This is a genomic window from Brevibacillus reuszeri, from assembly GCF_001187725.1.
Classification (GTDB): Bacteria; Bacillota; Bacilli; order Brevibacillales; family Brevibacillaceae; genus Brevibacillus; species Brevibacillus reuszeri.
Map to the genome: position 1 here is coordinate 47,247 of NZ_LGIQ01000005.1, position 21,356 is coordinate 68,602.

Annotated in this window: 18 protein-coding genes and 1 other annotated feature; of the genes, 9 read left to right on the forward strand and 9 right to left on the reverse strand. The window is 47.6% G+C overall.

The window, feature by feature from the left end; all coding sequences use genetic code 11:
* Positions 1–51: 51 nt before the first annotated feature.
* The 6 genes from ADS79_RS03820 (at position 52) to ADS79_RS03845 (ending at position 7,289) form a co-directional block, all read left to right on the forward strand.
* Complete coding sequence (locus tag ADS79_RS03820; protein WP_049737104.1) at positions 52–1,074, forward strand: methionine ABC transporter ATP-binding protein; 1,023 nt, start codon at positions 52–54, stop codon at positions 1,072–1,074.
* The gene (locus tag ADS79_RS03825) at positions 1,067–1,738 is read left to right on the forward strand and encodes a methionine ABC transporter permease (RefSeq protein WP_049737105.1); all 672 of its coding nucleotides are present in this window, start codon (positions 1,067–1,069) and stop codon (positions 1,736–1,738) included. The genes ADS79_RS03820 and ADS79_RS03825 overlap by 8 nt, the downstream gene beginning before the upstream one ends.
* Positions 1,739–1,767: 29 nt before the next feature.
* Entirely contained in the window at positions 1,768–2,547 is a 780-nt protein-coding gene (locus ADS79_RS03830) for an enoyl-CoA hydratase-related protein (RefSeq protein ID WP_049737106.1), read from the forward strand.
* Positions 2,548–2,591: 44 nt separating this feature from the next.
* Positions 2,592–3,737, forward strand: a complete 1,146-nt coding sequence (locus ADS79_RS03835; RefSeq protein WP_049737107.1) for an alpha-hydroxy-acid oxidizing protein — start codon at positions 2,592–2,594, stop codon at positions 3,735–3,737.
* A 24-nt stretch (positions 3,738–3,761) separates the two neighbouring features.
* Positions 3,762–4,949 carry a CaiB/BaiF CoA transferase family protein gene (locus ADS79_RS03840; RefSeq protein ID WP_049737108.1) on the forward strand — a complete coding sequence of 396 codons (1,188 nt, stop codon included), beginning with the start codon at positions 3,762–3,764 and terminating at the stop codon, positions 4,947–4,949.
* Positions 4,950–5,156: 207 nt separating this feature from the next.
* Complete coding sequence (locus ADS79_RS03845; RefSeq protein ID WP_049737109.1) at positions 5,157–7,289, forward strand: bifunctional diguanylate cyclase/phosphodiesterase; 2,133 nt, start codon at positions 5,157–5,159, stop codon at positions 7,287–7,289.
* Between the two features lie 97 nt (positions 7,290–7,386).
* Here the strand turns inward: ADS79_RS03845 and ADS79_RS03850 are convergent, their stop codons facing one another.
* Positions 7,387–8,745: an Nramp family divalent metal transporter gene (locus tag ADS79_RS03850; RefSeq protein WP_049737110.1), complete on the reverse strand. Its 1,359-nt coding sequence runs from the start codon at positions 8,743–8,745 to the stop codon at positions 7,387–7,389.
* Positions 8,746–9,039: 294 nt separating this feature from the next.
* Complete coding sequence (locus tag ADS79_RS03855; RefSeq protein WP_049737111.1) at positions 9,040–10,539, reverse strand: ATP-binding cassette domain-containing protein; 1,500 nt, start codon at positions 10,537–10,539, stop codon at positions 9,040–9,042.
* A 438-nt stretch (positions 10,540–10,977) separates the two neighbouring features.
* Here ADS79_RS03855 and ADS79_RS03860 point away from each other — a divergent pair, with 438 nt between their 5' ends.
* Entirely contained in the window at positions 10,978–11,880 is a 903-nt protein-coding gene (locus ADS79_RS03860) for a DMT family transporter (protein ID WP_049737112.1), read from the forward strand.
* Between the two features lie 62 nt (positions 11,881–11,942).
* Here the strand turns inward: ADS79_RS03860 and nadD are convergent, their stop codons facing one another.
* From nadD to ADS79_RS03885, 5 genes are all read right to left on the reverse strand, one after another.
* Entirely contained in the window at positions 11,943–12,572 is a 630-nt protein-coding gene (gene nadD / locus ADS79_RS03865) for a nicotinate-nucleotide adenylyltransferase (RefSeq protein WP_049737113.1), read from the reverse strand.
* Between the two features lie 38 nt (positions 12,573–12,610).
* Positions 12,611–13,168 (reverse strand): cysteine hydrolase family protein, encoded by a 558-nt coding sequence (locus tag ADS79_RS03870; protein WP_049737114.1) that lies wholly within the window; start codon positions 13,166–13,168, stop codon positions 12,611–12,613.
* A gap of 36 nt (positions 13,169–13,204) precedes the next feature.
* A complete protein-coding gene (locus ADS79_RS03875; protein ID WP_049737115.1) occupies positions 13,205–13,993 on the reverse strand; it encodes an NUDIX hydrolase in 789 nt (262 codons plus the stop codon).
* Between the two features lie 197 nt (positions 13,994–14,190).
* Positions 14,191–16,314, reverse strand: a complete 2,124-nt coding sequence (locus ADS79_RS03880) for an RNA degradosome polyphosphate kinase (protein ID WP_049737116.1) — start codon at positions 16,312–16,314, stop codon at positions 14,191–14,193.
* 129 nt (positions 16,315–16,443) lie between these two features.
* On the reverse strand, positions 16,444–17,979 hold the full coding sequence (locus ADS79_RS03885; protein ID WP_049737117.1) for a Ppx/GppA phosphatase family protein: 1,536 nt from the start codon (positions 17,977–17,979) through the stop codon (positions 16,444–16,446).
* 140 nt (positions 17,980–18,119) lie between these two features.
* Positions 18,120–18,359: a binding site (T-box leader), on the forward strand.
* Positions 18,360–18,438: 79 nt separating this feature from the next.
* Between ADS79_RS03885 and ADS79_RS03890 the strand changes: the two genes are divergently transcribed.
* Both ADS79_RS03890 and ADS79_RS03895 read left to right on the forward strand, forming a co-directional pair.
* Positions 18,439–18,939 (forward strand): Lrp/AsnC family transcriptional regulator, encoded by a 501-nt coding sequence (locus ADS79_RS03890; RefSeq protein WP_049738126.1) that lies wholly within the window; start codon positions 18,439–18,441, stop codon positions 18,937–18,939.
* Positions 18,936–20,120, forward strand: a complete 1,185-nt coding sequence (locus ADS79_RS03895; RefSeq protein ID WP_049737118.1) for an aminotransferase — start codon at positions 18,936–18,938, stop codon at positions 20,118–20,120. The genes ADS79_RS03890 and ADS79_RS03895 overlap by 4 nt, the downstream gene beginning before the upstream one ends.
* Positions 20,121–20,296: 176 nt before the next feature.
* Here ADS79_RS03895 and ADS79_RS03900 read toward each other — a convergent pair whose 3' ends face one another.
* Positions 20,297–20,971 (reverse strand): CidB/LrgB family autolysis modulator, encoded by a 675-nt coding sequence (locus tag ADS79_RS03900; RefSeq protein WP_049737119.1) that lies wholly within the window; start codon positions 20,969–20,971, stop codon positions 20,297–20,299.
* Positions 20,968–21,339, reverse strand: coding sequence for a CidA/LrgA family protein (locus tag ADS79_RS03905; RefSeq protein WP_049737120.1), 372 nt, complete (start codon positions 21,337–21,339; stop codon positions 20,968–20,970). The genes ADS79_RS03900 and ADS79_RS03905 overlap by 4 nt, the downstream gene beginning before the upstream one ends.
* Positions 21,340–21,356 lie beyond the last annotated feature (17 nt).

The window sequence follows — 21,356 nt, forward strand, 5'->3', positions numbered from 1 at the left end:
TGCGTGAGAAGACCATAATTGGCCTGATGAAGAGGGAGGTTCTGTAGCAGCGTGATCAAGCTAACCAACGTGTCCAAGAGCTTTCAGACAAAAAAAGGGACGATTCCTGCTATTGACGACGTATCGCTAGAAGTCCAGCCAGGTGAGATTTTCGGGGTTATCGGCTATAGTGGTGCAGGAAAAAGTACACTGATTCGCTGCGTCAATCTGCTGGAGTCGCCGACAACAGGCTCGGTAATCATCAACGGCCGGGATGTGACAAACGTATCGGCAGAGGAGCTGCTCAAGGTACGGCGCAAGATCGGAATGATCTTTCAAGGCTTCAATCTTTTAAAAACGGCGACCGTCTATGACAATATTGCTATCCCGCTCAAGCTGACGGATGTAGACAAAAAAGAAATCGATAAGCGTGTTCAAAAATACTTGCAAATTGTAGGACTCGAAGACAAGCATGACGCGTACCCAGGCCAGCTATCCGGTGGTCAGAAGCAGCGGGTCGCAATTGCGCGGGCACTTGCCCAGGAACCAGAAATTTTGCTTAGTGACGAAGCGACAAGCGCTTTAGACCCTGAGACGACAGAATCCATCCTGGAGCTGCTGCTCAAAATCAATGAAGAGCTCGGCATTACCATCATGCTGATTACGCATGAAATGAACGTGATTCAGAAGATTTGTGATCGTGTGGCAGTTATGGAAAAAGGGAAAATCATCGAGCAAGGCAAAACGGTCGATATTTACGCCAGACCGTCACATCCGACCACGAAGCGCTTTGTCAACAGCACGTATCACAAGGAGCTGCCGCCACATGTATTACAGGATTTGATCCAGACTGGCCCAGTGGTTCGGCTGACCTTTGTCGGGGAGAGCTCAAGTAAGCCAGTGCTGGCATCGGTTAGTGCCAAATTTCCGGTTTCTCCGAATATCCTCGCAGGAGGAATTATTGCACTCAAGCAGGAGACGATAGGAACTCTAGTCGTCCATTTGCACGGCGACAAGGAAGAAACCATAAAGGCGATTTCGTATCTGGAGGAACAAGGAGTAAAGGTAGAGGGAGTGGAGGTTACACATGTCTGAGATTCAGCAATTTATTGAGGGACGCCTCCCGATTATTGGAGAATCGGTTGTTCAAACATTTCAAATGGTCTCTATATCGCTTTTGTTCTCCGTCCTGATCGGTCTGCCACTGGGAATTCTCTTGATTTTGACCAGACCCGGCAATGCTTGGGAGAATCGAGCGGTTTATACGGTATTGAATGTGTTGGTCAATATTCTCCGGTCCATTCCTTTTATCATCCTGCTCTTTTTCATTTTGCCGTTTACCAAGCTGATCGTCGGTACATCCATCGGTATCAAGGGAGCGATAGTGCCCTTGATTGTCCACGCTGCGCCGAATATTGCGCGATTGATGGAAAATGCCCTGCTGGAGGTAGACAGCGGTGTGATCGAGGCTTATAAGTCTATGGGGATTCGGACGAGACATATCATTTGGCATGTGCTCTTGCGAGAGGCACGGCCATCGATCATTTTGGGCTTAACCATCGCACTCATTACGCTGATTGGTGGGACAGCCATGGCAGGACTGGTCGGGGCAGGCGGTTTAGGAGATTTGGCTTATCGATTTGGACATCTGCGCTATGAGGTCGATGTCATGTATGTAACTGTCTTTATTTTGATCGTGTTGGTTCAGTGCTTGCAATCGATTGGAAACCGCTTGGCGGCAAAATATAAAAAAGATTAATGCTAGGAAACGGAAGGTGAAGACAAAAAATGGGAGAAAAAGCTTTATATATCGAAAAGGCCGATGCCATTGCAACGATTGTGATTGATCGTCCTGACAAACGAAATGCTTTTACGCTGGACATGTGGAAGACGCTCACGAGCCTTTTGGAGGAGCTGGAAGCTGATGAAGCGACCAAGGTAGTGGTGATCAGGGGAGTTGATGATACAGCATTTGCAGCAGGAGCCGATATTAGCGAGTTTATTTCCAATCGTTCTTCTGCCGAAAAGGCAAAGGCGTACAATGACAAGTCTATGGAAGCGGTAGACCGTTTGCATACCTTTTCCAAGCCGACGATTGCCATGATTCGCAAATACGCGGTTGGCGGAGGATTAGACATCGCGCTCTCGTGTGATTTTCGCTTCAGTGCAGAGGATGGCATCTTTGCCATTACGCCTGCCAAGCTGGGAATCGTATACAACTTAACAAGTACGAAGCGCCTGGTAGATTTGATTGGACCATCCCGAACCAAAGAGATCTTATATACAGCCAGTGCTTTGGATGTGCACGAAGCATATCGCTTTGGCTTGATTGATCGCATTTATACGAGCGAAGAGCTCATAGAAAAAACGTACGAGTTTGCCAGATTGCTCACCCAGCGCTCTCAGGTCTCCATACGAGGCGCAAAGCAAATGATCAGCGCCATTTTGAATGGACATACCGAAGAAGATGAGCAGATTGCACAGCTTGTGCTGCAATCATTTAATTCCGATGACTACAAAGAAGGCGTACAAGCATTTCTGGAAAAGAGAAAGCCGAATTTTCGCTAAACACCAGGAAGTAAAATGAAAGCCAAATGGAAGGAAGAGAGAGCATGGCAGAAACAAACAAGGAGTCCCTCCTTTTTACGAGAGTGAACAAAGATACCCAATCGCTTCCTGTTTCAGTAGAGGATTGGGAACGACAAGCGCGAGAAATCTTGCCGGATGGACCTTTTGACTATATCGCAGGCGGATCGGGGGCAGAGGAAACACTGGCTTCCAACCGGACAGCCTTTTCCAAGTGGGCGATCGTGCCACGGATGATGCGGGATGTGACGAACCGCACCATGGGCATCACTTTGTTCAACCAGTCTCTGCGCACGCCGATTATGCTGGCGCCAGTAGGGATGCAAGCCATCGCTCATCCAGAGGGAGAGCTGGCAACTGCCAGGGCGGCCAAGGAAGCAGGGGTTCCGCTTGTGGTCAGCACGGTTTCAGCTCACCCGATGGAGAGAATTGCTGAAGTAATGGGCGATGCGCCACGCTGGTTCCAGCTGTATTGGTCCAATGACCGCGAAGTTTCAGCGAGCATGGTAAAACGGGCGGAGGCAGCAGGCTATTCTGCAATTGTGCTGACCGTGGACACAATCATGCTGGGCTGGAAGCGCCGTGATTTCCGCAATGGTTATTCACCGCTGCGCGAAGGAAAAGGCATGGCAAACTACATTACCGATCCTGTTCTTTGCTCGCGTCTGACAGAGGTTACTGCTGAAAATGTCGTGGAGGAAATCTTGAAAAATATTTATCATCCAGCACTGAACTGGAATGATATTGCATTCCTGCGTGAACAGACAAGTCTGCCTATTCTGGTAAAAGGAATTCTTCATCCAGATGATGCGCGGCTTGCAGTGGAGTACGGGGTAGACGGCATTATTGTCTCTAATCATGGAGGGCGGCAGATGGATGGGGCGATATCTACACTGGAAGCATTGCCCGCAATCGCAAAGGTAGTAGCAGGTAAAATCCCTGTTTTGCTGGACAGCGGTGTTCGCACAGGTGCAGATGTCGTGAAGGCCATCGCTTTGGGGGCGAATGCTGTGATGATCGGACGTCCGTTCCTGTTCGGCCTTGCCGTCGCTGGTGAAAAAGGAGTGGCTAGCGTACTCGATACACTGATCCACGAGCTGGATGTAGCCATGGCTCTATCCGGAAGCAATTCCGTTGCTGATCTGAACGAAAGCATTCTCGTTCGCGTGTAAAACATCTCTGGGAGGCAAACATTCATGCAACAAGCGCTGCAAAACATGAAGGTAATCGACCTGACGCAAGTATTGGCAGGTCCTTACTGCACGATGGTACTCGGAGATCTGGGGGCAGATGTGATCAAGGTGGAAAAATATCCGCATGGTGATGACAGCCGGATCATGGGCCCATATGTAGAAGAGGAAAGCTATAGCTATATGATGGCGAACCGCAACAAGCGGGGAATTCGCTTAAATATAAAGGAAGAAGCGGGACTAGGAATCCTGCTCGATTTGGTAAAAACAGCGGATGTATTCATTGAGAATTTCCGACCGGGTGTGACCAAAAAGCTGGGGATCGATTACGAGACCCTGCGCCAGCTCAATCCAGGCTTGATCTATTGCTCAATCTCCGGCTATGGGCAGACAGGGCCATACAGTCAAAAGGGCGGCTACGATATTATGGCACAAGGCTTGTCCGGCTTGATGAGCATGACAGGAGAAAAGAACGGACGCCCGGTGAAAAACGGGATTGCCATTCACGATATTGCAGCAGGGATGACGGCGATTTATTCCATACTGGCTGCATATATCCACAAGCTGTCAACGGGAGAGGGGCAGTATATTGATTTGTCGCTTGTCGATTCGGGCTTGGCGTGGACCGTTTGGGAATCGGCTGCGTATTTCGGGGCAGGAGAGGTTTCCAGGGCGAATGGCTCCGCGCATCGTGTGACAGCTCCTTACCAAGGCTTTCCGACCAAAAACGGACACATCCTCGTCGGTGCGGGCAATCAGAAGCTGTGGGAAAAATTTTGCCGGGATGTCATCGAAAGAGAAGAGCTGATCCATGACCCGCGTTTTTTGACAAACAGCGAACGGCAGGCAAATTTGGAGGAACTGGAGCAAGTCATCCAGGATGTTCTCATTCAGGAGGATTCGCAGCACTGGCTCACCAAGCTGGATGAAGCAGGCGTCCCGTCCAGTCCGATTTACAGCTATGATGAAGCTTTGAATGATCCGCATATCCGCTCGCGGGACATGGTCATCGAGTACGACCATCCGCTGGGAGGACGAATCGAAAGCCTTGGGTTTCCAGCCAAAATGTCCAAGACTCCGGGACAAGTCAAACGCCCCGCTCCGTTATTGGGACAGCATACAAAAGAGGTTTTGGCTGAGCTGCAATACTCGGAGGAAAAAATACGGGCATTGGAAGAAAATAAAATCATCTAAGAAAAAATTTGATTGAAATAAAATTTTCTTTCGAGCCGATGATTTCGAAATATTGTTGCATGACTCTCGCTTTCTCTCATTGATCTTTGGAAAATACATGGTAAAATGAAGCGAACTTACCATTGTGAATAACTGGATCCTTCAGAAAAGGGTCCTTTTTTTGCGGCATCCAAAAAGTAGTTCTACTTCCATAGATAGGTGATAGAGATGAGAAACGAGTTAATAGCCATGCTGACGCCCCAAGAGTGGGAAGAGCTTTTGCACGAGAAAGACGAAAAATTGAAAGATGCCCTGCGCGAGCTGGCAGATGTCAGGACCGCGCTGGACCAATCGACGATTGTAGCCATGACCGATCATCGCGGGATTATTTTGCGAGCTAATGACCAATTTTGCCACATCTCCAAATATCCACGGCATGAATTGATCGGACAGGATCACCGTTTACTAAACTCAGGCTATCACCCCAAGACGTTTTTCAAGCAAATGTGGGCATGCATTGGCTCGGGACGAATCTGGCGAGGAGAAATTCGCAACCGTGCAAAGGACGGCAGCTATTACTGGGTAGACACTACGATTGTACCGTTTCGAAATCAAGAGGGGAAAATCTATCAATACGTTTCGATCCGAAGCGACATCACAGCGCGTAAACAAATGGAAGAGGAAGTGCGACAAAGCGAAGAGAAATATCGCATCATCGCCGAAAATACTTCTGATATTATCAGTATGATTGATCGAAGTGGGGAATTTCTGTATCTTTCCCCTGCTCATAAATCGGTCTGGGCGCATGACGTTCCAGATGAAGAGATTCGAAACATGCTTGATTGGATCGCCGATGAGGATAGAGACAATTTTCTGTATGCAATCGAGCACACTTTTTCTACACGAAAAGAATATTTGGTGGAATGCAGGCTAAAAACCAAAAGAGACAAGCCGATCTGGACGGAAACAAAGCTGAACCCGATCATTGATGAGCATGACAATGTCACCTGTTTGATCCAGGTTACGCGTGATACGACCGAACGGAAGCAATCAGAAGAGCTGATTCACTATCTCGCCTATCACGATGCATTGACAGAGCTGCCTAATCGGCGCATGTATGTGCAGCATTTGGGCAAGGAAATCATGCAAGCCAAACGCTTTCAGTCGAATATGGCAGTGCTCTTTCTCGATCTAGACCGTTTTAAAGACGTGAATGATTCGTTCGGGCATGACGTCGGGGATTTGCTGCTGAAAGAGGCCGCCACACGCTTGAAGGCAAGTGTCAAGCCAGGAGACATGGTCGCGCGCCTAGGCGGAGATGAATTTACAGTCCTGATCTCAAATCTGACTGAGCGAGAGGAAGCCGCAGCTGTAGCCGAGCAGATCATGCAGGTGATGCAAGAGCCGTTTTATATGAACGGGCAAGCATTCAACATTTCCAGCAGCATCGGTATCTCCCTGTTTCCAGATGACGGGGACAATGCAGAGGATTTGCTAAAGCGTGCAGATACTGCGCTCTACACAGTGAAGTCACGGGGCAGGAATGGCTTTGACTTTTTTGATCCGTCCATGGAAGCCAAATCTTTGGAGCGCATCCTGATGGAGAATGAACTGCGCAAAGCGATCGAGCAAGAGCATTTCCAAATTTATTATCAGCCAAAAATGGACATCAAAACCGGGACGCTTACCGGAATGGAAGCGTTGGTTCGGTGGATGCATCCTGAGCTGGGAATCATCCCTCCCAACCGCTTTATCCCGATTGCAGAAGAAAGCGGCATGATCATCCCATTGGGCGAGTGGATTTTAAAAGAAGCATGTAAGCAAAACAAAAGATGGCACGATCAGGGCTACGAATTAAAAGTGTCCGTCAATTTATCTGTGAGACAAATTTATCAAAAGGATTTACTGGATATGATCAAGGCGACACTCGAAGAAACGCAATTGGAGCCGAAGTGGCTGGAGCTGGAGATCACAGAAAGTATTTTTGTCAAAATGGATGAGGCGACGATCGTGCTTCAGCAAATTCGGGATATCGGAATTCAGATCTCTATTGACGACTTTGGGACAGGCTACAGCTCCTTTAGCTACATCAAGAGCTTGCCTGTCGATACGATCAAAATCGATGCTTCGTTTATTCGTGATGTTCACCATAATCAGGAGAGCCAAGCGATTGTAAAAGCGATTGTGACGATCGCGGAGAGCTTGAATATGAAGGTTGTCGCCGAAGGCATCGAGCTAAATGACCAAGTAGCGGCACTTCAGGAAAACGGCTGTGGACAAGGACAAGGCTATCTCTTCAGTCGACCGTTGGCAACTGCTGATTTTGAACAGTTTCTGCGCAAAGAACAACTAGGGATATAAACGTCTATGACGGCACGCATTGATTCTGAGCATGGAAAAGCCGGGGGCTAAGCTCCCCGGCTTTTTGTTTTCTCTTATCATGCTGAAGCGATGCAGATTAGCCTAATTCATGACCAGTTACGATGATGTAAGCCACTAAAAACACATTTAAAGCCAGAATGACAATCGTGGAAAGCCAAGACAGAACTTTCACCCATGTTCGATTCGCAAATTCGCCCATTTTCTTTTTATCGCTTGTGAATAAGACGAGTGGGATAACAGCAAATGGCAATTGTAAGCTCAGTACAACTTGACTCCATAAGAGTAATTCTCCTGTCCCCTTTGCCCCCGCAATCCAGGTAACAATAAATGCGGGTACTACGGCTATCAAACGAGTAATGAGACGACGAAGCCAAGGTGCCACCCGTAAGCGTACAAATCCTTCCATGACGATTTGTCCTGTTAATGTTCCCGTAATTGTCGAGTTTTGACCGGAGGCGAGCAAAGCGACCGCGAACAATGTGCTCGCAATGCCTACACCAACCGTTGGACTTAATAATTCATAGGCTGCTTCAATTTCAGAAACATCCAAGCCGGTTCCGTGAAAAGCAGCTGCACCCAGAATCAGAATGGCAGAATTAATCAAGAAGGCGAGCGTGAGTGAAAGGTTTGAATCCAAAACAGAAAATTTGATTGCTTCCTTACGACCTTCTTTGGTTCGTGCGTATTGTCTGGTTTGCACAATGGAAGAGTGCAAATACAGATTGTGCGGCATTACGGTTGCACCCAGGATCCCTAGAGAAATGAAAAGCATCTCGGGATTGGTCACAATCTCCATCTTTGGAACATAGCCACCAAATAATGCTGATAATTCTGGCTTTGAAACGATGACCTCAAAGGCAAATACGACGAATATCGTTGCCATTAATACGATAATGATGGACTCGATGATACGGAATCCTTTCTTTTGTAAGAGCAATAACAGCAGCACATCAAGAGTAGTGATTAAAATCCCCAGCAATAACGGAATCCCAAATAATAGGTTTAAAGCGATGGCAGATCCGATAACCTCGGCCAAATCGGTCGCTACAATGGCAAGCTCAGTTAAAATCCAAAGAGTAATGGCGGTCTTTTTACCAACTGCGTCCCGTGTAGCCTGGGCTAAATCCCGGCCGGTAACAATTCCCAGCCTTGCAGCTAATGATTGGAGAAGCATGGCAATTAAATTGGAAATTAAAATAACGGATAGTAACGTATAACCAAAACGTGCGCCTCCGGCAATGGATGTCGCCCAGTTGCCAGGATCAACATAGCCTACTGCCACTAACGAACCAGGTCCGGCAAAAGCAAAGAATTTTCTCCAAAACTTACCCTTGCTTGGAATGGAGATGGAATTGTTAACCTCCTCTAAGCTCACATTGGAACTGGGGCGTAGCCATCCTGTATTCTCCTCTACTTTGGTCGCTTGACTATTCATAGTTCTCATCGTCCTTCTTTAGAATATAAGCATTTGTTAATAATGTTTCCCTAGGTAAACATTATTTGCGATAGACAAATTTTATTCCCCTGGGCAATTTATTGCAACCCTTTTTTTTTCACTTCTTGGCCCAGTTCAAACAGAAAGTGGATAATAGAAAGCAGTTTGATGCGGATTTTCGGAGGAAAACAAAAATGCCCCATAAGAGATAGGCGCATTTTAAAAGCGTCCATCTTATGGGGCACAGTTCACAGTTCAGGCAGTGAGCGCCGTTTTTTCGATGACTAGACAAGCCTATCTTCCTTTCGTTAGCCCGACAGGAGTTAGCTCGTAAATGACTGTAGCGACCTCATGAAGGTAACGGCGATCGTGTGAAATGCTGATGATAACACCTTCAAAGGCTGTTAAGGCACGACACAAAACAGGAGTGGTTAATGGGCTGAAATTTCGTGTGGGCTCGTCTAAAATCAGCACCTCACACTGATCGAGAATCATTTTTAGCAGGAGCAGCTTGGCTTTTTGGCCACCACTAAGGTTTACCATGGGATGATGCATTTCGTCAGAAGTGAATCTCATGCTGCCCAAATGAGTGAAAGCTCTTGTGATCGCTTCTTTGTTCCCGATCGTTTCCAAAAACTCAATAGGCGTTTTGGATACATCCAGGAGGTCTTCATAGTTTTGCGGCATGTAGCCTATTTTTAGTGAGGAATGCTGCAGCAGCTCATCCTTCACCATTTTTAATAACGTCGTTTTTCCAACCCCATTTTCTCCGATAATCGCGACCCTTTCCGGCCCCGTAATGGATAAATGAATATGCTTCGCCAGCACTTTGTCTGCTATCTGCAAGACATCCAGCGAGAAGTCGAGTATTTTTTTGCTGTTGTGCACATGAATCGTCGAAGCAAATTGAAAGTCACTTGCTTCTTCGACACTCGGCACCTCTTGGAATGCTTCTGCTTCTTTTTCGATGCGTTTCTTTTGGCTTTTTAAAGACTTGATTTTCTTTTGCAGCCTTGGATCTGCCCGAGCAACATTTTGATGCTGATGCTCTGCCTTTTGCCAGACGTCATTCCATTTTGTCATTTGTTTTTTATGATCAGAAGCCTGTTTTTTTGCGATCTGCTCTTGTTTGTTCAACTGGTTCATCCGGGTGGAGAGGTATTCTTCGTATGGTTCCCTCGAAATCGTATATCTGGGTACTTGCTTGCGCTGGGTTTGTTCCAGGTGAATGATACCGTTTGCTGTGTTGGCAATAAAGGTTTCATCATGTGATACATATAAGACGGGGATCGTCGTTTGATTTATAAATTGTTCTAGCCATTCCATCGTTTGCAGATCCAAATCATTCGTAGGTTCATCTAACAAGAGGACGTCAGGATCAGAGGCCAGCAGCTGTAAAAAACGGTATTTAAATCGTTCACCGCCAGAAAGAAAGCCAACCTGTTTCTCAGAAACCAATGATAAAATGCCGAAATCATCCATCGCCTGTAAGAGATGCTTGTTCCAATTGTTTTCCCGGAAGAGGTCGGTAATGGTCATTTGCTTCTCTGCATCTGTCAGTTCCTGAGAAAGAAACCCGAATGAATAATCATTTCGATTGATTTTCCCTTCCCAGGTGCAGTAATTTGCGAGGAGCTGTTCATTGTAAATGAATGTTAATAGCGTACTTTTTCCATTGCCCTCTTCGCCAATAATGGCGAGTTTATCTCCGGGCTGAATCGTTACATGAAAGTCTTTGATGATTGTCCGGTCATCCTTTGTGGAGTAGATCGTTACGTTTTTGATTTCTATCATGCCGACTACCTCGTTTCGTCTTGAATTTGTGAAAAGGTTTAGTTGTTCATTTCATCACCCCATTTTTTCCATAAAAAAAGATGCCTCTGTTTATAAACAGAAGCACCCTGATGAAACGCTATGCCAAAAGAAAGAGAAAGATCTTTGGCATATGAGAATCTATGTCGTATATCCAATTTATTCCATATCGAGATGGGTGAACGCTGCTTCATGTTTATTTATTATGAAATTTGCTTTTCTAATAAATAAACAATTGTTCAAATGATTCACCCTCCATCCATTAAATGTTAGCTGCTCTCATTATACTGCTCACGCTGCTGAATGACAACTAGTTTTCTAGGTAAGCTTTTTAAACTGTAGGAATATGACCGCAGGGTGAAAATCTGTGATACTATGAACTGTATTTTAACTTTTATCGAAAAAAAAAGGAGGTCCCCTGTGGGAAGGTTTTCAATTAAAACAACCATAGCGATTGCAAGTTTAGTATTCATCTGGGGGATCAGCTGGTCGATCTACAAGATGGCACTGGCATATACCCCGCCTATATTATTTGCAGGAATGCGTTCTCTGATTGGAGGCGTACTGCTCGCACTCTGTTTGATGCCAAAGTGGAAAAAGATCAAATGGCGTGAAAATTGGCCGAAATACAGTATTTCAGCCGTATTAAACACCTTGTTGTTCTACGGTATTCAGACAGTAGGCTTGAACTATTTGCCTGGTGGCTTATTCTCTGTGCTTGTCTACTTCCAACCGATTCTCATCGGACTGCTTGCCTGGATGTGGCTGGGGGAGAGAATGACCTGGATAAAAATCACAGGATTGACTCTGGGCTTCCTCGGAATCGTGTCGGTGAGCGCAGACGGCTTCACAGGACAAGTATCTACCATTGGAGTCATTTTAGGATTATTGACAGCATTGGCATGGGCGCTTGGCGTCATTTACGTAAAAAAAGAGAGTGGCAAGGTAGATTCTCTCTGGATGGTTGCCATACAAAATATTTTGGGTGGGGCTGTGCTTACCGTAATGGGAGCTGGCCTGGAGAACTGGTCGGATATCGTCTGGAATACGCAGTATCTCATCGGGCTTGGATATGGCTCTACGTTCGGGGTGCCGATTGCCATTGCGATTTACTTTGGCTTGGTCAATGCGGGGGAAGCCAGCAAGGTTGCCGCTTTTACCTTCCTCGTGCCGTTGATTGCCGTCATCACCGGAACGATTTTTATGGACGAGCCGATTACGTATACGCTTCTTGCCGGGTTAGTGCTGATTGTCGTGAGCATTTATCTCGTAAACTACCAAAGCAAGTCGAAAAGGATCGGACAGAAGGCATACGAAAGCTAAACCAAAGCAGAAAAAACAGCCGACAAAAATGCTCGGCTGTTTTTTTATTTTCTTGCGCAATCTTATCCGCGATAAATACCTTGCTCATAAATATATTTCAAGCATTCATCCGGCAGTAAAAAGCTGGGGTCTCCGCCCTTGCGGATTTCATCGCGAATGTACGTCGAGCTGATTCCCATATTGATGCCTTTGCTCATGATATGGAAATGCTCATCGTTGTTGCGTAGCAGCGCATCCTCCGCAATCAGATCGGCAGTCGGATAGCCTTCGCGAGACATGACGATGAAATGAAACTCACTCAGGAGCTTCTCCGCATTCCCCCAATTCGACATACCCGTAAGCAGGTCTGAGCCCATAATAAAGAATAGCTCATCGGTCGGATATTTTTTGCGCATATGGATCATGGTGTCATACGTATATGTTTCGCCTGGAAGAGCAGTCATCTCAACTGTCGAAATTTCAAACAGGGGATTGCCCATGCTGTTTGTCTTGTTTTGGCAAGTTGCCAGCGCCAATTCCAGCATGCGCAAGCGATGAACGTCATCTGTCTGCATCTTTTTGTCATGGCGCTTGGAGGAGCAAGGGACGAAGATTACTTTATCAAGACGTCTTCGATGAGCCACTGTGGCTGCTGTGAATAGGTGACTATACGTGATCGGGTCGAAGCTACTGCCATAAATGCCGATTCGCATGAGAAATCCCTGCCTTTACGAATAGTGGGCGATGCGAGTTATGACTTTTTGGAATGATTCAAGACAGACATGCCGAGCTGGTTTTTAAAATGGCCGAGTGCCCACGCATGGCCCGCAGCATTGAAGCTGGCCACAGCATCTTCGTGGATGACGACGCGAAAACCGTGATAAAAGCCTTCGATTGCCGTGTGCAGCACACAAATGTCGGTGCAGACGCCAACGAGGTGAATCTCCGTAATTCCGCGTGTACGCAATAAAAGAGCAAGGTCTGTTCCTTGAAAGGCGCTGTAGCGCGTTTTATCCATCCAATGAATCGTATCTTCGAATTCCTCGTACGTGTTCTGGATGCTGCCGTACAGATTTCGGCCAGGAGTGCCGAGGATGTTGTGCGGGGGATACAGGCCCGTTTCCGGGTGATACGGGTCTTGCTCCTTGTGTGCATCAACTGCCATGACCACGAAATCGCCTTCAGCCAAAAAATCGCGAATCAGCTCTTGAATCCGTCCTTCAATCACTTGACCTGGCTCCCCACATGTCAGGGCGCCATCTGTTGCGACAAAGTCGTTCGTGTAGTCAATGACGATCAGGGCTTTCATACGTAAAACCTCCTCGGTCCCTTTCAGGGAATATCTTCAATAAATCATGGCGACGGGCATGTAATCGGTAAATCGGTACAGCTTGGCAGGGGAGTTGGAATACTCCGTTGAGTAGAGTGGAGTACCATCTGCTGCGAGTACCGGCTCTAAAATCCCTTGTCTTCTGGTTGTCGAAAGCAGGCGGCGCTCAAAATTACCGCGGTCGCTTACCTTGAACGCAGGAACGACTGTCTCGATGACTTGTAAAAGCTCGCTGAGAGTGAACTCGTCAGGCAAAAAAGCTTTGGCGATATTCGTCTGAAGCATTTTTTCGCGAATCCGTGCAAGAGCGTCGGTCAATATCTCCCGATGGTCAAAAGCAAGCTGGAGCTCAAAAGCCTCCTCGACTGAAAAAAGACGTGCTTCTGATGCATCATCGTCCGCTTTTGCATGCGCTAGCAAATCCTCGTGAACAAGTGATACATAAGCTACACTCGGAATCCAGCCACGCGGATCTCTGCCAGGCTTGTAGTACGTCCCGAGCTGCTCGATATGAACATTCCGATCGATATTCGTCTCTTCCTTCAGCTCCCGATACGCACATTCATCCAAAGTTTCGCTTTCCTTAGAAAAGCCTCCGGGCAGTGCCCATTGCTCGCCAAAGGTTGTGCTGATCCTTTTGATCAAGAGGACAGAAAGCTGCTTGGTCGGTAGAGATTTCGTCTTTGTATATCTCGCTTTGGAGGTGATGGTAAAAATACAAATATCAGTAGGCAGTCCGTCCGGTGATCGATACTTCTTCGTGCGATAGCGCAGGCGCCTTCTTGGCAACGGTTTGATGGACATAAAACCAATCCTTTCGTGTAGATCCCTCATTGTTGTCTTACTCGTATATTATATTTTCATTTTAACAATGTCAATATAACAATGTTAAAATGTGTGCTTTTCACAAAAGTCATTAGGAGTAGCTAATAAACCTTTCGAAACCAAAAAGACGTCCGCAAAAAGGCAGACGTCAGTGGCGTGTATTCGTTGTTTCATTCCTATTCCAGCAGCGCAGTAATCGGCTTCAGGCGTTGAGCAGAGAAAGCTTTTTCTCGCGATTGATTGAGGCGGAATGCTTCCTCCCAAAAAAAGAGCTGACTGTTCTGGGGAAATGGACTCTCGGGTTGTACACGAATGTATGTACCGTCGGGCAAAAGCATGGATGCTTTGGCATCATCCTTTAGCATGATCTCCAGATAATGAATGACTCTGGCTTTCAAATCGTCCTGGACAACAGGGAATAAAATCTCGACACGTGCGATCATGTTACGTGTCATCCAGTCCGCGCTGGAGAGATAGACCTGAGGATTTCCACCGTTGCAGAACACATAGATGCGGCTATGCTCCAGGTAACGGCCGACGATACTAATGACACGTATATTGGCGCTGACCTCGGGTAAGCCCGGGCGCAGGCAGCAGACCCCACGAACGATCAAATCAATTTTGACTCCGGCACATGAGGCCCGATACAAGGCCTCGATGATTTGTTTGTCGGTCAACGAGTTCATCTTGGCGATGATAAAAGCAGGCTTTCCTGCCAGGCTGTTTTCGATTTCTTTTTCAATGAGTGCCAAAAAGCTCTCCCGCATACCGATTGGCGCTGTGGAAATCTCTCGCCAGGCTGGAGGATGCGAATAACCGGATAAATGATTGAAAAAGTTTGAAGCATCAATCCCGAATTCCTCACGCGAGGTAAGCATCCCGATATCTGTGTAGGTGCCTGCCGTTTTGTCATTGTAGTTGCCCGTGCTCAGATGCACGTATCTTCTCAGCTGGTTGTCTTCTACCCGCACGACCAGCGTGATTTTGCTGTGGGTTTTCAGTCCGGCCACTCCGTAAATAACATGGCAGCCGGCATTTTCCAGCTTTTTCGCCCAAACGATGTTGTTCTCCTCATCAAAGCGAGCCTTCAGCTCAAGCAAGACCGTGACCTGCTTTCCGTTATCTGCGGCTTTAAGCAACGCATTGACGATGGGAGAATCTCCGCTTACCCGATACAGCGTTTGCTTGATGGCCAAAACATTCGGATCGACTGCAGCCTCCTGAACGAATTGGATGATCGGGTCGAACGATTCATACGGGTGATGCAGCAAAACATCCTTTTTTTGAATCGCTGCAAAAATATCCTCCTCGTCCAGCAAATCAAGCGGATGCTGGGAAGTAAGCGGCTCAAACCGCAGATGGTCATATCCTGCGAGCGCATGAAAGCGGAAATAGAAGCTGGGGTCGAGTGGACCGTCCAGTCGGAAAATTTCGAAAGCGGAAAGCTCCAGCCAATCCTGCAGCGTTTCTTTCAAAAAGTCGCTCATGGATGCTGCGACAGCCAAGCGGGAGGGCTCACCCATTTTTCGCTTTTTCAGCTCTTGCTCGATCGCTTCTAACAGGTCTTCCGTCTCGTCTTCGTCAATGGTCAAATCAGCATTGCGTGTGATGCGAAACGGGCTTGCCTCCAGGATGTTGTAGCCCCGAAACAACGTATCCATATACAGGGCAATGACATCCTCGAGCAAGATAAAATGGGCTTCTCCATCAGGGGAGGGCAGCTCCAGAAAGCGCGGTACAACAGCGGGTACTTGTACTACAGCAAACAGCGGCCCCTCGCTTTCTGGATCGTCATCCTCCAATAGCACTGCGAGATTCAAGCTCTTGTTGAGCAGCATCGGAAACGGATGGCTGGCGTCTACAGCCATTGGTGTGAGCACAGGATACAGATGATGGTGGAAAAATTGATGGACAAACTGTTCCTGCTCACAGCTTAATTGCTCTGCTTTCACGAAGCGAATGCCTGCCTGCTGGAGGTCAGGCGTAATTTCGTTTTTCAGGATAGCGTACATGGAGCCCAAAACATGATGCGTCCGCTCCCAAATGGCCTGGAGCTGTTCCCCTGGAGTCATCCCCGATTTGTTGTCTGGCTTGGTGAATCCAGCTTTCACTTGGTCCTTTAGACCTGCTACCCTTACCATGAAAAATTCGTCAAAGTTGCTGCTTGCGATGGCGACAAATTTTAACCGTTCAAATAATGGATTATCCGGATTGGCGGCCTCTGCAAGCACTCGCTCGTTAAAGGCAATCCAGCTTAACTCTCGATTGATATAATAATCTGGAATACTAAAGTCCTTCATCCATGTCCAACCCTTTTATATTTATAGAGGTTATTCAAAAAGTGAAAAGCCAACTTTTTGATCACGCATTGATAGGTAGATGATCCCAACTCTTTAGGACAAGTATAGCAGGCTACTATTAAGGGATTGTTAAGTTTTGGGGCTGTCTGCTACCGCAGTATAGGCAATCGGAATTTTCCATGCCTTGGAGAACTTGATCAATGGTTCGTCCAATAACGAATACTCCAGGTGATCGGTGCGTTTTCCCATGCAACGGAGAAGATACGACCCGTTCGTCTTGATAAGCTGGACGGCATGAATGGATTGGGTCATCGAGCGATCAAGCATCCGGGAAACGAGCAAAAGGGTGCCCAGCTTTTCTATGAGATTTTTGTCCTGCTTGGATACGATATCGGCATGACGGCTGATTTGACCAAGCAGCAGCTTATTGCTTTTGTAGGACGCAAGCATGGCAATGAGCAGCCGCTCCCGGTGCGTGAAGCCTGCCATCAGCACCTGTGAGAGCAAATAAAAGGTATGCTCGGACGATTCGTAGACATTGATGCTGCGACCTGCATCATGTAAGAGGGAAGCGGACGCCAAAAGCTCTCGTTCCTCTTGCCCGAAAGCATGGAGTCGTTGTGCGCCCAGCTGGTCAAACAGCGATAGGGACAAGCTTTTCACGTGCTGGGCATGTATGGTGTCAATGTGGTAACGATTCATGAATTGGGCAGCGGTTTTTGCATGAAGCTCGCTGCCGGTAGCAGGTGGCTCAGCTCCCCAAACAGATTCGTACAGCACACCCTCCCGAAGCCCTTTGTTGCTTATGAGAAGGACATCGCTGCCCGTATAGGAGAGCAAGGATTCAAACGCTGCGATTCCGGAAAGAACGACATCGGCCCTGTCCTTGGACATTCCCGGGACTTGACGTCTTTCTTCGAGCGAGAGGATACGGATATGCTCCAAAATACTGGTCACATTTTCTTTACTGATCGGGTAGTGATGCAGACTGTCCATGCTGTAGTGAACGGAGCGCTGATGAATTTTTCCCAGATTGCGTGCTGTTCCACCAATGGCGATCACGGGACATTGTTTATTTTTGAGCCATGGCTTGGACGCGAACGAATCAGCGAGAAAAGAGCGCAGCTGCGTAAATTCGGCTTCCGTCGGAATATCGCTATGCAGAAACCTTTTGGTCAATGTGACAATCCCAAATGGAAAACTATGACTTTCCTTCAGCTTGCGATTCTGAAAATAAGTGACCTCGGTGCTTCCGCCGCCGATATCAATCGTGATTCCCTCATCCACATTCATGCTATCCATCACAGCGAGATAACCGTAACGGGCCTCTTCCTCGCCGGTTAAAATTTGTATGGTGATTCCTGCTTCGGCTTTGATTCGTTCAAGCAGCTCCACGCCATTCTCTGCTTGGCGAACGGCTGCGGTGGCAACGCCGATTGTTTGCTGTACTTGTCTTGCATCGAGCAGTTCCTTGAATTGACGCAAGCAGGTCAGCGTAATCGCCATCCCATCATCGTCGAGACGGTTGTTTTGCAGGTGATTGCTGAGTCTGAGGCTTCGCTTGATATTGTCTACTTCGGTCAGATTTCCTTGCTCGTCTTGCTGATAAATAACCAGTCTGGCTGTATTTGAACCAAGGTCGATAACACCAATACTTTTTGTCATGTGATTCCCCTGCCATTTTTTTGGTCTTTCCATTATGCCACATAATTTATGAATTCCACCCATTAACTTGTTAGTTGACAACAGCCGAAAACCTTTTTATAATCGGAGACATTCCATCAAGCATGGAACACGCATAGCTAGGAAATGCCGTGAAAAGGAAAGTAGAAAAGGGATTTGACGTCCAGAGAGCTGCCTGATTGCTGGGAGGGTAGCCGCGAACTCTTTTTGAAAGCCACCTTGGAGCTCTGCTTTTGAACGATTGAGTAGAAAGCAGCGACTGGCCCACGTTATCGGGCGCATGTCGATGATGACTGCATAAGATTGTCTTTTGTGAAAAAGGCAAAAAAGCTGAGTGGTACCGCGATACCTTCGCCTCAGCAATCGGATTTATGGGAAACCATGGGTCTGGTTGCTGGGGCTTTTTGCTTTTCAAAAAAGAGAGAAATGGAGTGGTGGGGTATGGATCGAGTGAAGCAACGTGAACTGCTACATCTTTTGGAAGAGGACAGCCGGATGAGTGCCGAGCAAATCGGCAAGATGCTGGGAGAGACGACGGAGGCGGTTGAAGCGGCAATTGCCGCACTGGAAGCTGACAAAGTCATCGTGAAGTACCCAGCGCTCGTCAATTGGGAGCGGGTTGAGGATCATCCGTATGTCAACGCGATGATTGATGTAAAAGTAACGCCGAAGCGTGATGTTGGCTTCGACGAGGTGGCAGAGCGCATTTGTCGCTTCCCTGAAGTAAAGGCAGTCTACTTGATGTCAGGTGCGAGCTATGACTTGTCTATCGTACTGGAAGGAAAAACGATGAGAGAAGTAGCCAACTTTGTTTCGCAAAAGCTGGCGACACTCGATTCCGTGGTTTCTACCGCTACACATTTTATTTTAAAACGCTACAAGCACGATGGGATTGAGCTGGAAGATCGTGACGAAGATCGCAGGATGGTGGTTACGCCGTGAGTACACAAATGACAGTCAACAAAAGCCGTTTATCATCCACAGTCGCTTCGCTGAAGCCATCGGGAATCCGCCGCTTTTTCGATTTGGCCGCTTCGATGGAGGGCGTCATCTCACTTGGTGTTGGTGAGCCTGATTTCGTTACACCATGGCGCATGCGGGAAGCATCGATTTCGTCATTGGAGCGCGGACATACAGCGTACACCTCCAATGCTGGCCTGCTCGAGCTGCGGGTTGAAATCCAGAAGTACTTGGAGGAGCGTTTTTCAGTAAGCTACCATCCTGAGTCCGAGATTCTGATTACGGTTGGAGCGAGTGAAGCGATTGACATCGCGCTGCGCGCCATTTTGGACCCGGGCGATGAGGTGCTGGTTGTCGAGCCGTGCTACGTATCGTACGAGCCCGTCATTCGTTTGGCTGGCGGTGTCCCGGTCTTTTTGAAAACGACGATGGAAAACAATTTCAAGCTGACGCCAGAAGAGCTGGAGAAGCATATTTCTCCTCGAACCAAAGCGATCATTTTCTGCTATCCGAATAACCCGACAGGGGGCACGATGACGGCAGATGAGTGGCAGACGCTGCTGCCAATTATCGAGAAGCATGACCTGTTGGTGATTTCCGATGAGATTTACGCAGAGCTGACGTACGGTCGGATGCATGACAGTATCGCAGCACTCCCAGGAATGAAGGACAGAACAATTCTGATTTCCGGTTTCTCCAAAGCTTTTGCGATGACAGGCTGGCGTCTCGGGTACGTATGTGCCACCCCTGATCTTTTGGCAGGCATGCTGAAAATTCATCAATACACGATGCTGTGTGCCCCAACCATGGCGCAAATGGCTGCGCTGGAGGCACTTCGCCACGGACGCTCAGATATGGAACGAATGATCGAGAGCTACCGCCAGCGCCGGAATTACATCGTAGATGGCTTCAGACAAATCGGGCTGGCTTGCCACGAGCCGGACGGTGCTTTTTACGCCTTCCCGTCTGTTGCTTCAACGGGACTGTCTTCTGCGGCATTTGCAGAGAAGCTGCTGATGGAGGAAAAGGTAGCCGTTGTTCCTGGTGATGTATTTGGAGAAAGCGGTCACGGGCATATTCGCTGCTCGTACGCTACTTCGATGGATCAATTGAAAAAGGCGCTGGAGCGTATGGATAGCTTGATGAGCCGGATGAAGGCTTAAGCTGATTTGCAGAAGCGGTGTATCAACGAAGCGAGAATCATAGAGGAAGCATGTGATGAGGGATGGTCATAAGACCGTCCCTTTTTTTCACGTTGTAAGGGAGGGGAATCAAAAAAAGAGTGCTGGCCCTACGATTGCCAGAGCACTCTCTTATTAATAGAAGAAAAATGATGTGGTCAGGACGACATGATGATCGTAGCAACCAGCTGTGTAACGAGGGCAGCTAGGATCATCGAGATACTGGAGACAGTGCCTGATATCGGGCTCAGCTCGAATGCTTTTGATGTTCCCGCTCCGTGCGCACTTGTACCGAGCAACACTCCTCTGGCGATATCATCGGAGATACGCAGATACGAGATGATATACGGTCCGATGACAGAGCCGAGCAATCCCGTTAGTAATACAAGCACAGCAGTAATAGAAGGAACGCCTCCGATCATCTCCGATACGTTCATGGCGATCGGCGTAGTGATCGAACGCGGCAGCAGGCTGAACAGCACCTGGTGATCGACGTGCAGTAAAAGGGCAAGCAGGGCAGAGGAAACAACGGCCACAACCGAGCCAGCTACGACGCTGATCGTGATTTGCGCAGCGTGTTTCTTCAATAAAGGATAGTATTTGTAAAGCGGAACGGCAAAAGCGATCGTCGCAGGCTGGAGCATGTAAGCCAGCCATTTGCCGCCAGCATTGTACGTATCATAAGAAGTATGAGTACAGAGCAAGACAATAACCAAAACAATAGGTGTAAACAGTAACGGTGAAAAAAGTAAAATTCGTTTGTAACGATATAACCGTTTAGCGATGAGATAAATGAAAATCGTAAACAAAAATCCGAATAAGCCGGCGATCATGAACGGGTATGCTCCTTTCGTTTGGAGATGCTTTGGGCTACCAGTCCACTACAGATCATGACAAATGCAGTGCCAAAGGCAATCACGAGAAAAATTTGGATTCCCTCATGCAGCATCAGGCTTTGATACGAGACGATTCCGACGGATGGCGGAATGAAAAAAAGCAGCAGCTCGGCGAGTAGCCAGCTTGCTCCCGTTTCAATCCATTCCAGACGCAGTACCTTACATTGAAGCAATAAAAACACCACAAACATGCCGAGAAGGCTGCCGGGTATTTTCCAATCGAGGATCGAGACAAGTGCGTTCATTATTATCGAAATAACGATAAAAAAAGCAACCTGCCCCAAGAGGATAAGTAGTCTTTTCATGAAGTTCTCTCCCTTTA

What these genes read in the sequence shown, in the direction of transcription:
- ADS79_RS03835 (WP_049737107.1), top strand. Translation starts at nt 2,592, where the DNA reads ATGGCAGAAACAAACAAGGAGTCCCTCCTTTTTACGAGAGTGAACAAA.
- ADS79_RS03870 (WP_049737114.1), bottom strand. Translation starts at nt 13,168, where the DNA reads ATGAAAGCCCTGATCGTCATTGACTACACGAACGACTTTGTCGCAACA.
- ADS79_RS03905 (WP_049737120.1), bottom strand. Translation starts at nt 21,339, where the DNA reads ATGAAAAGACTACTTATCCTCTTGGGGCAGGTTGCTTTTTTTATCGTT.
- ADS79_RS03890 (WP_049738126.1), top strand. Translation starts at nt 18,439, where the DNA reads ATGGATCGAGTGAAGCAACGTGAACTGCTACATCTTTTGGAAGAGGAC.
- nadD (WP_049737113.1), bottom strand. Translation starts at nt 12,572, where the DNA reads ATGCGAATCGGCATTTATGGCAGTAGCTTCGACCCGATCACGTATAGT.
- ADS79_RS03885 (WP_049737117.1), bottom strand. Translation starts at nt 17,979, where the DNA reads ATGACAAAAAGTATTGGTGTTATCGACCTTGGTTCAAATACAGCCAGA.
- ADS79_RS03825 (WP_049737105.1), top strand. Translation starts at nt 1,067, where the DNA reads ATGTCTGAGATTCAGCAATTTATTGAGGGACGCCTCCCGATTATTGGA.
- ADS79_RS03840 (WP_049737108.1), top strand. Translation starts at nt 3,762, where the DNA reads ATGCAACAAGCGCTGCAAAACATGAAGGTAATCGACCTGACGCAAGTA.
- ADS79_RS03855 (WP_049737111.1), bottom strand. Translation starts at nt 10,539, where the DNA reads ATGATAGAAATCAAAAACGTAACGATCTACTCCACAAAGGATGACCGG.
- ADS79_RS03875 (WP_049737115.1), bottom strand. Translation starts at nt 13,993, where the DNA reads ATGTCCATCAAACCGTTGCCAAGAAGGCGCCTGCGCTATCGCACGAAG.
- ADS79_RS03850 (WP_049737110.1), bottom strand. Translation starts at nt 8,745, where the DNA reads ATGAATAGTCAAGCGACCAAAGTAGAGGAGAATACAGGATGGCTACGC.
- ADS79_RS03900 (WP_049737119.1), bottom strand. Translation starts at nt 20,971, where the DNA reads ATGATCGCCGGCTTATTCGGATTTTTGTTTACGATTTTCATTTATCTC.
- ADS79_RS03830 (WP_049737106.1), top strand. Translation starts at nt 1,768, where the DNA reads ATGGGAGAAAAAGCTTTATATATCGAAAAGGCCGATGCCATTGCAACG.
- ADS79_RS03880 (WP_049737116.1), bottom strand. Translation starts at nt 16,314, where the DNA reads ATGAAGGACTTTAGTATTCCAGATTATTATATCAATCGAGAGTTAAGC.
- ADS79_RS03845 (WP_049737109.1), top strand. Translation starts at nt 5,157, where the DNA reads ATGAGAAACGAGTTAATAGCCATGCTGACGCCCCAAGAGTGGGAAGAG.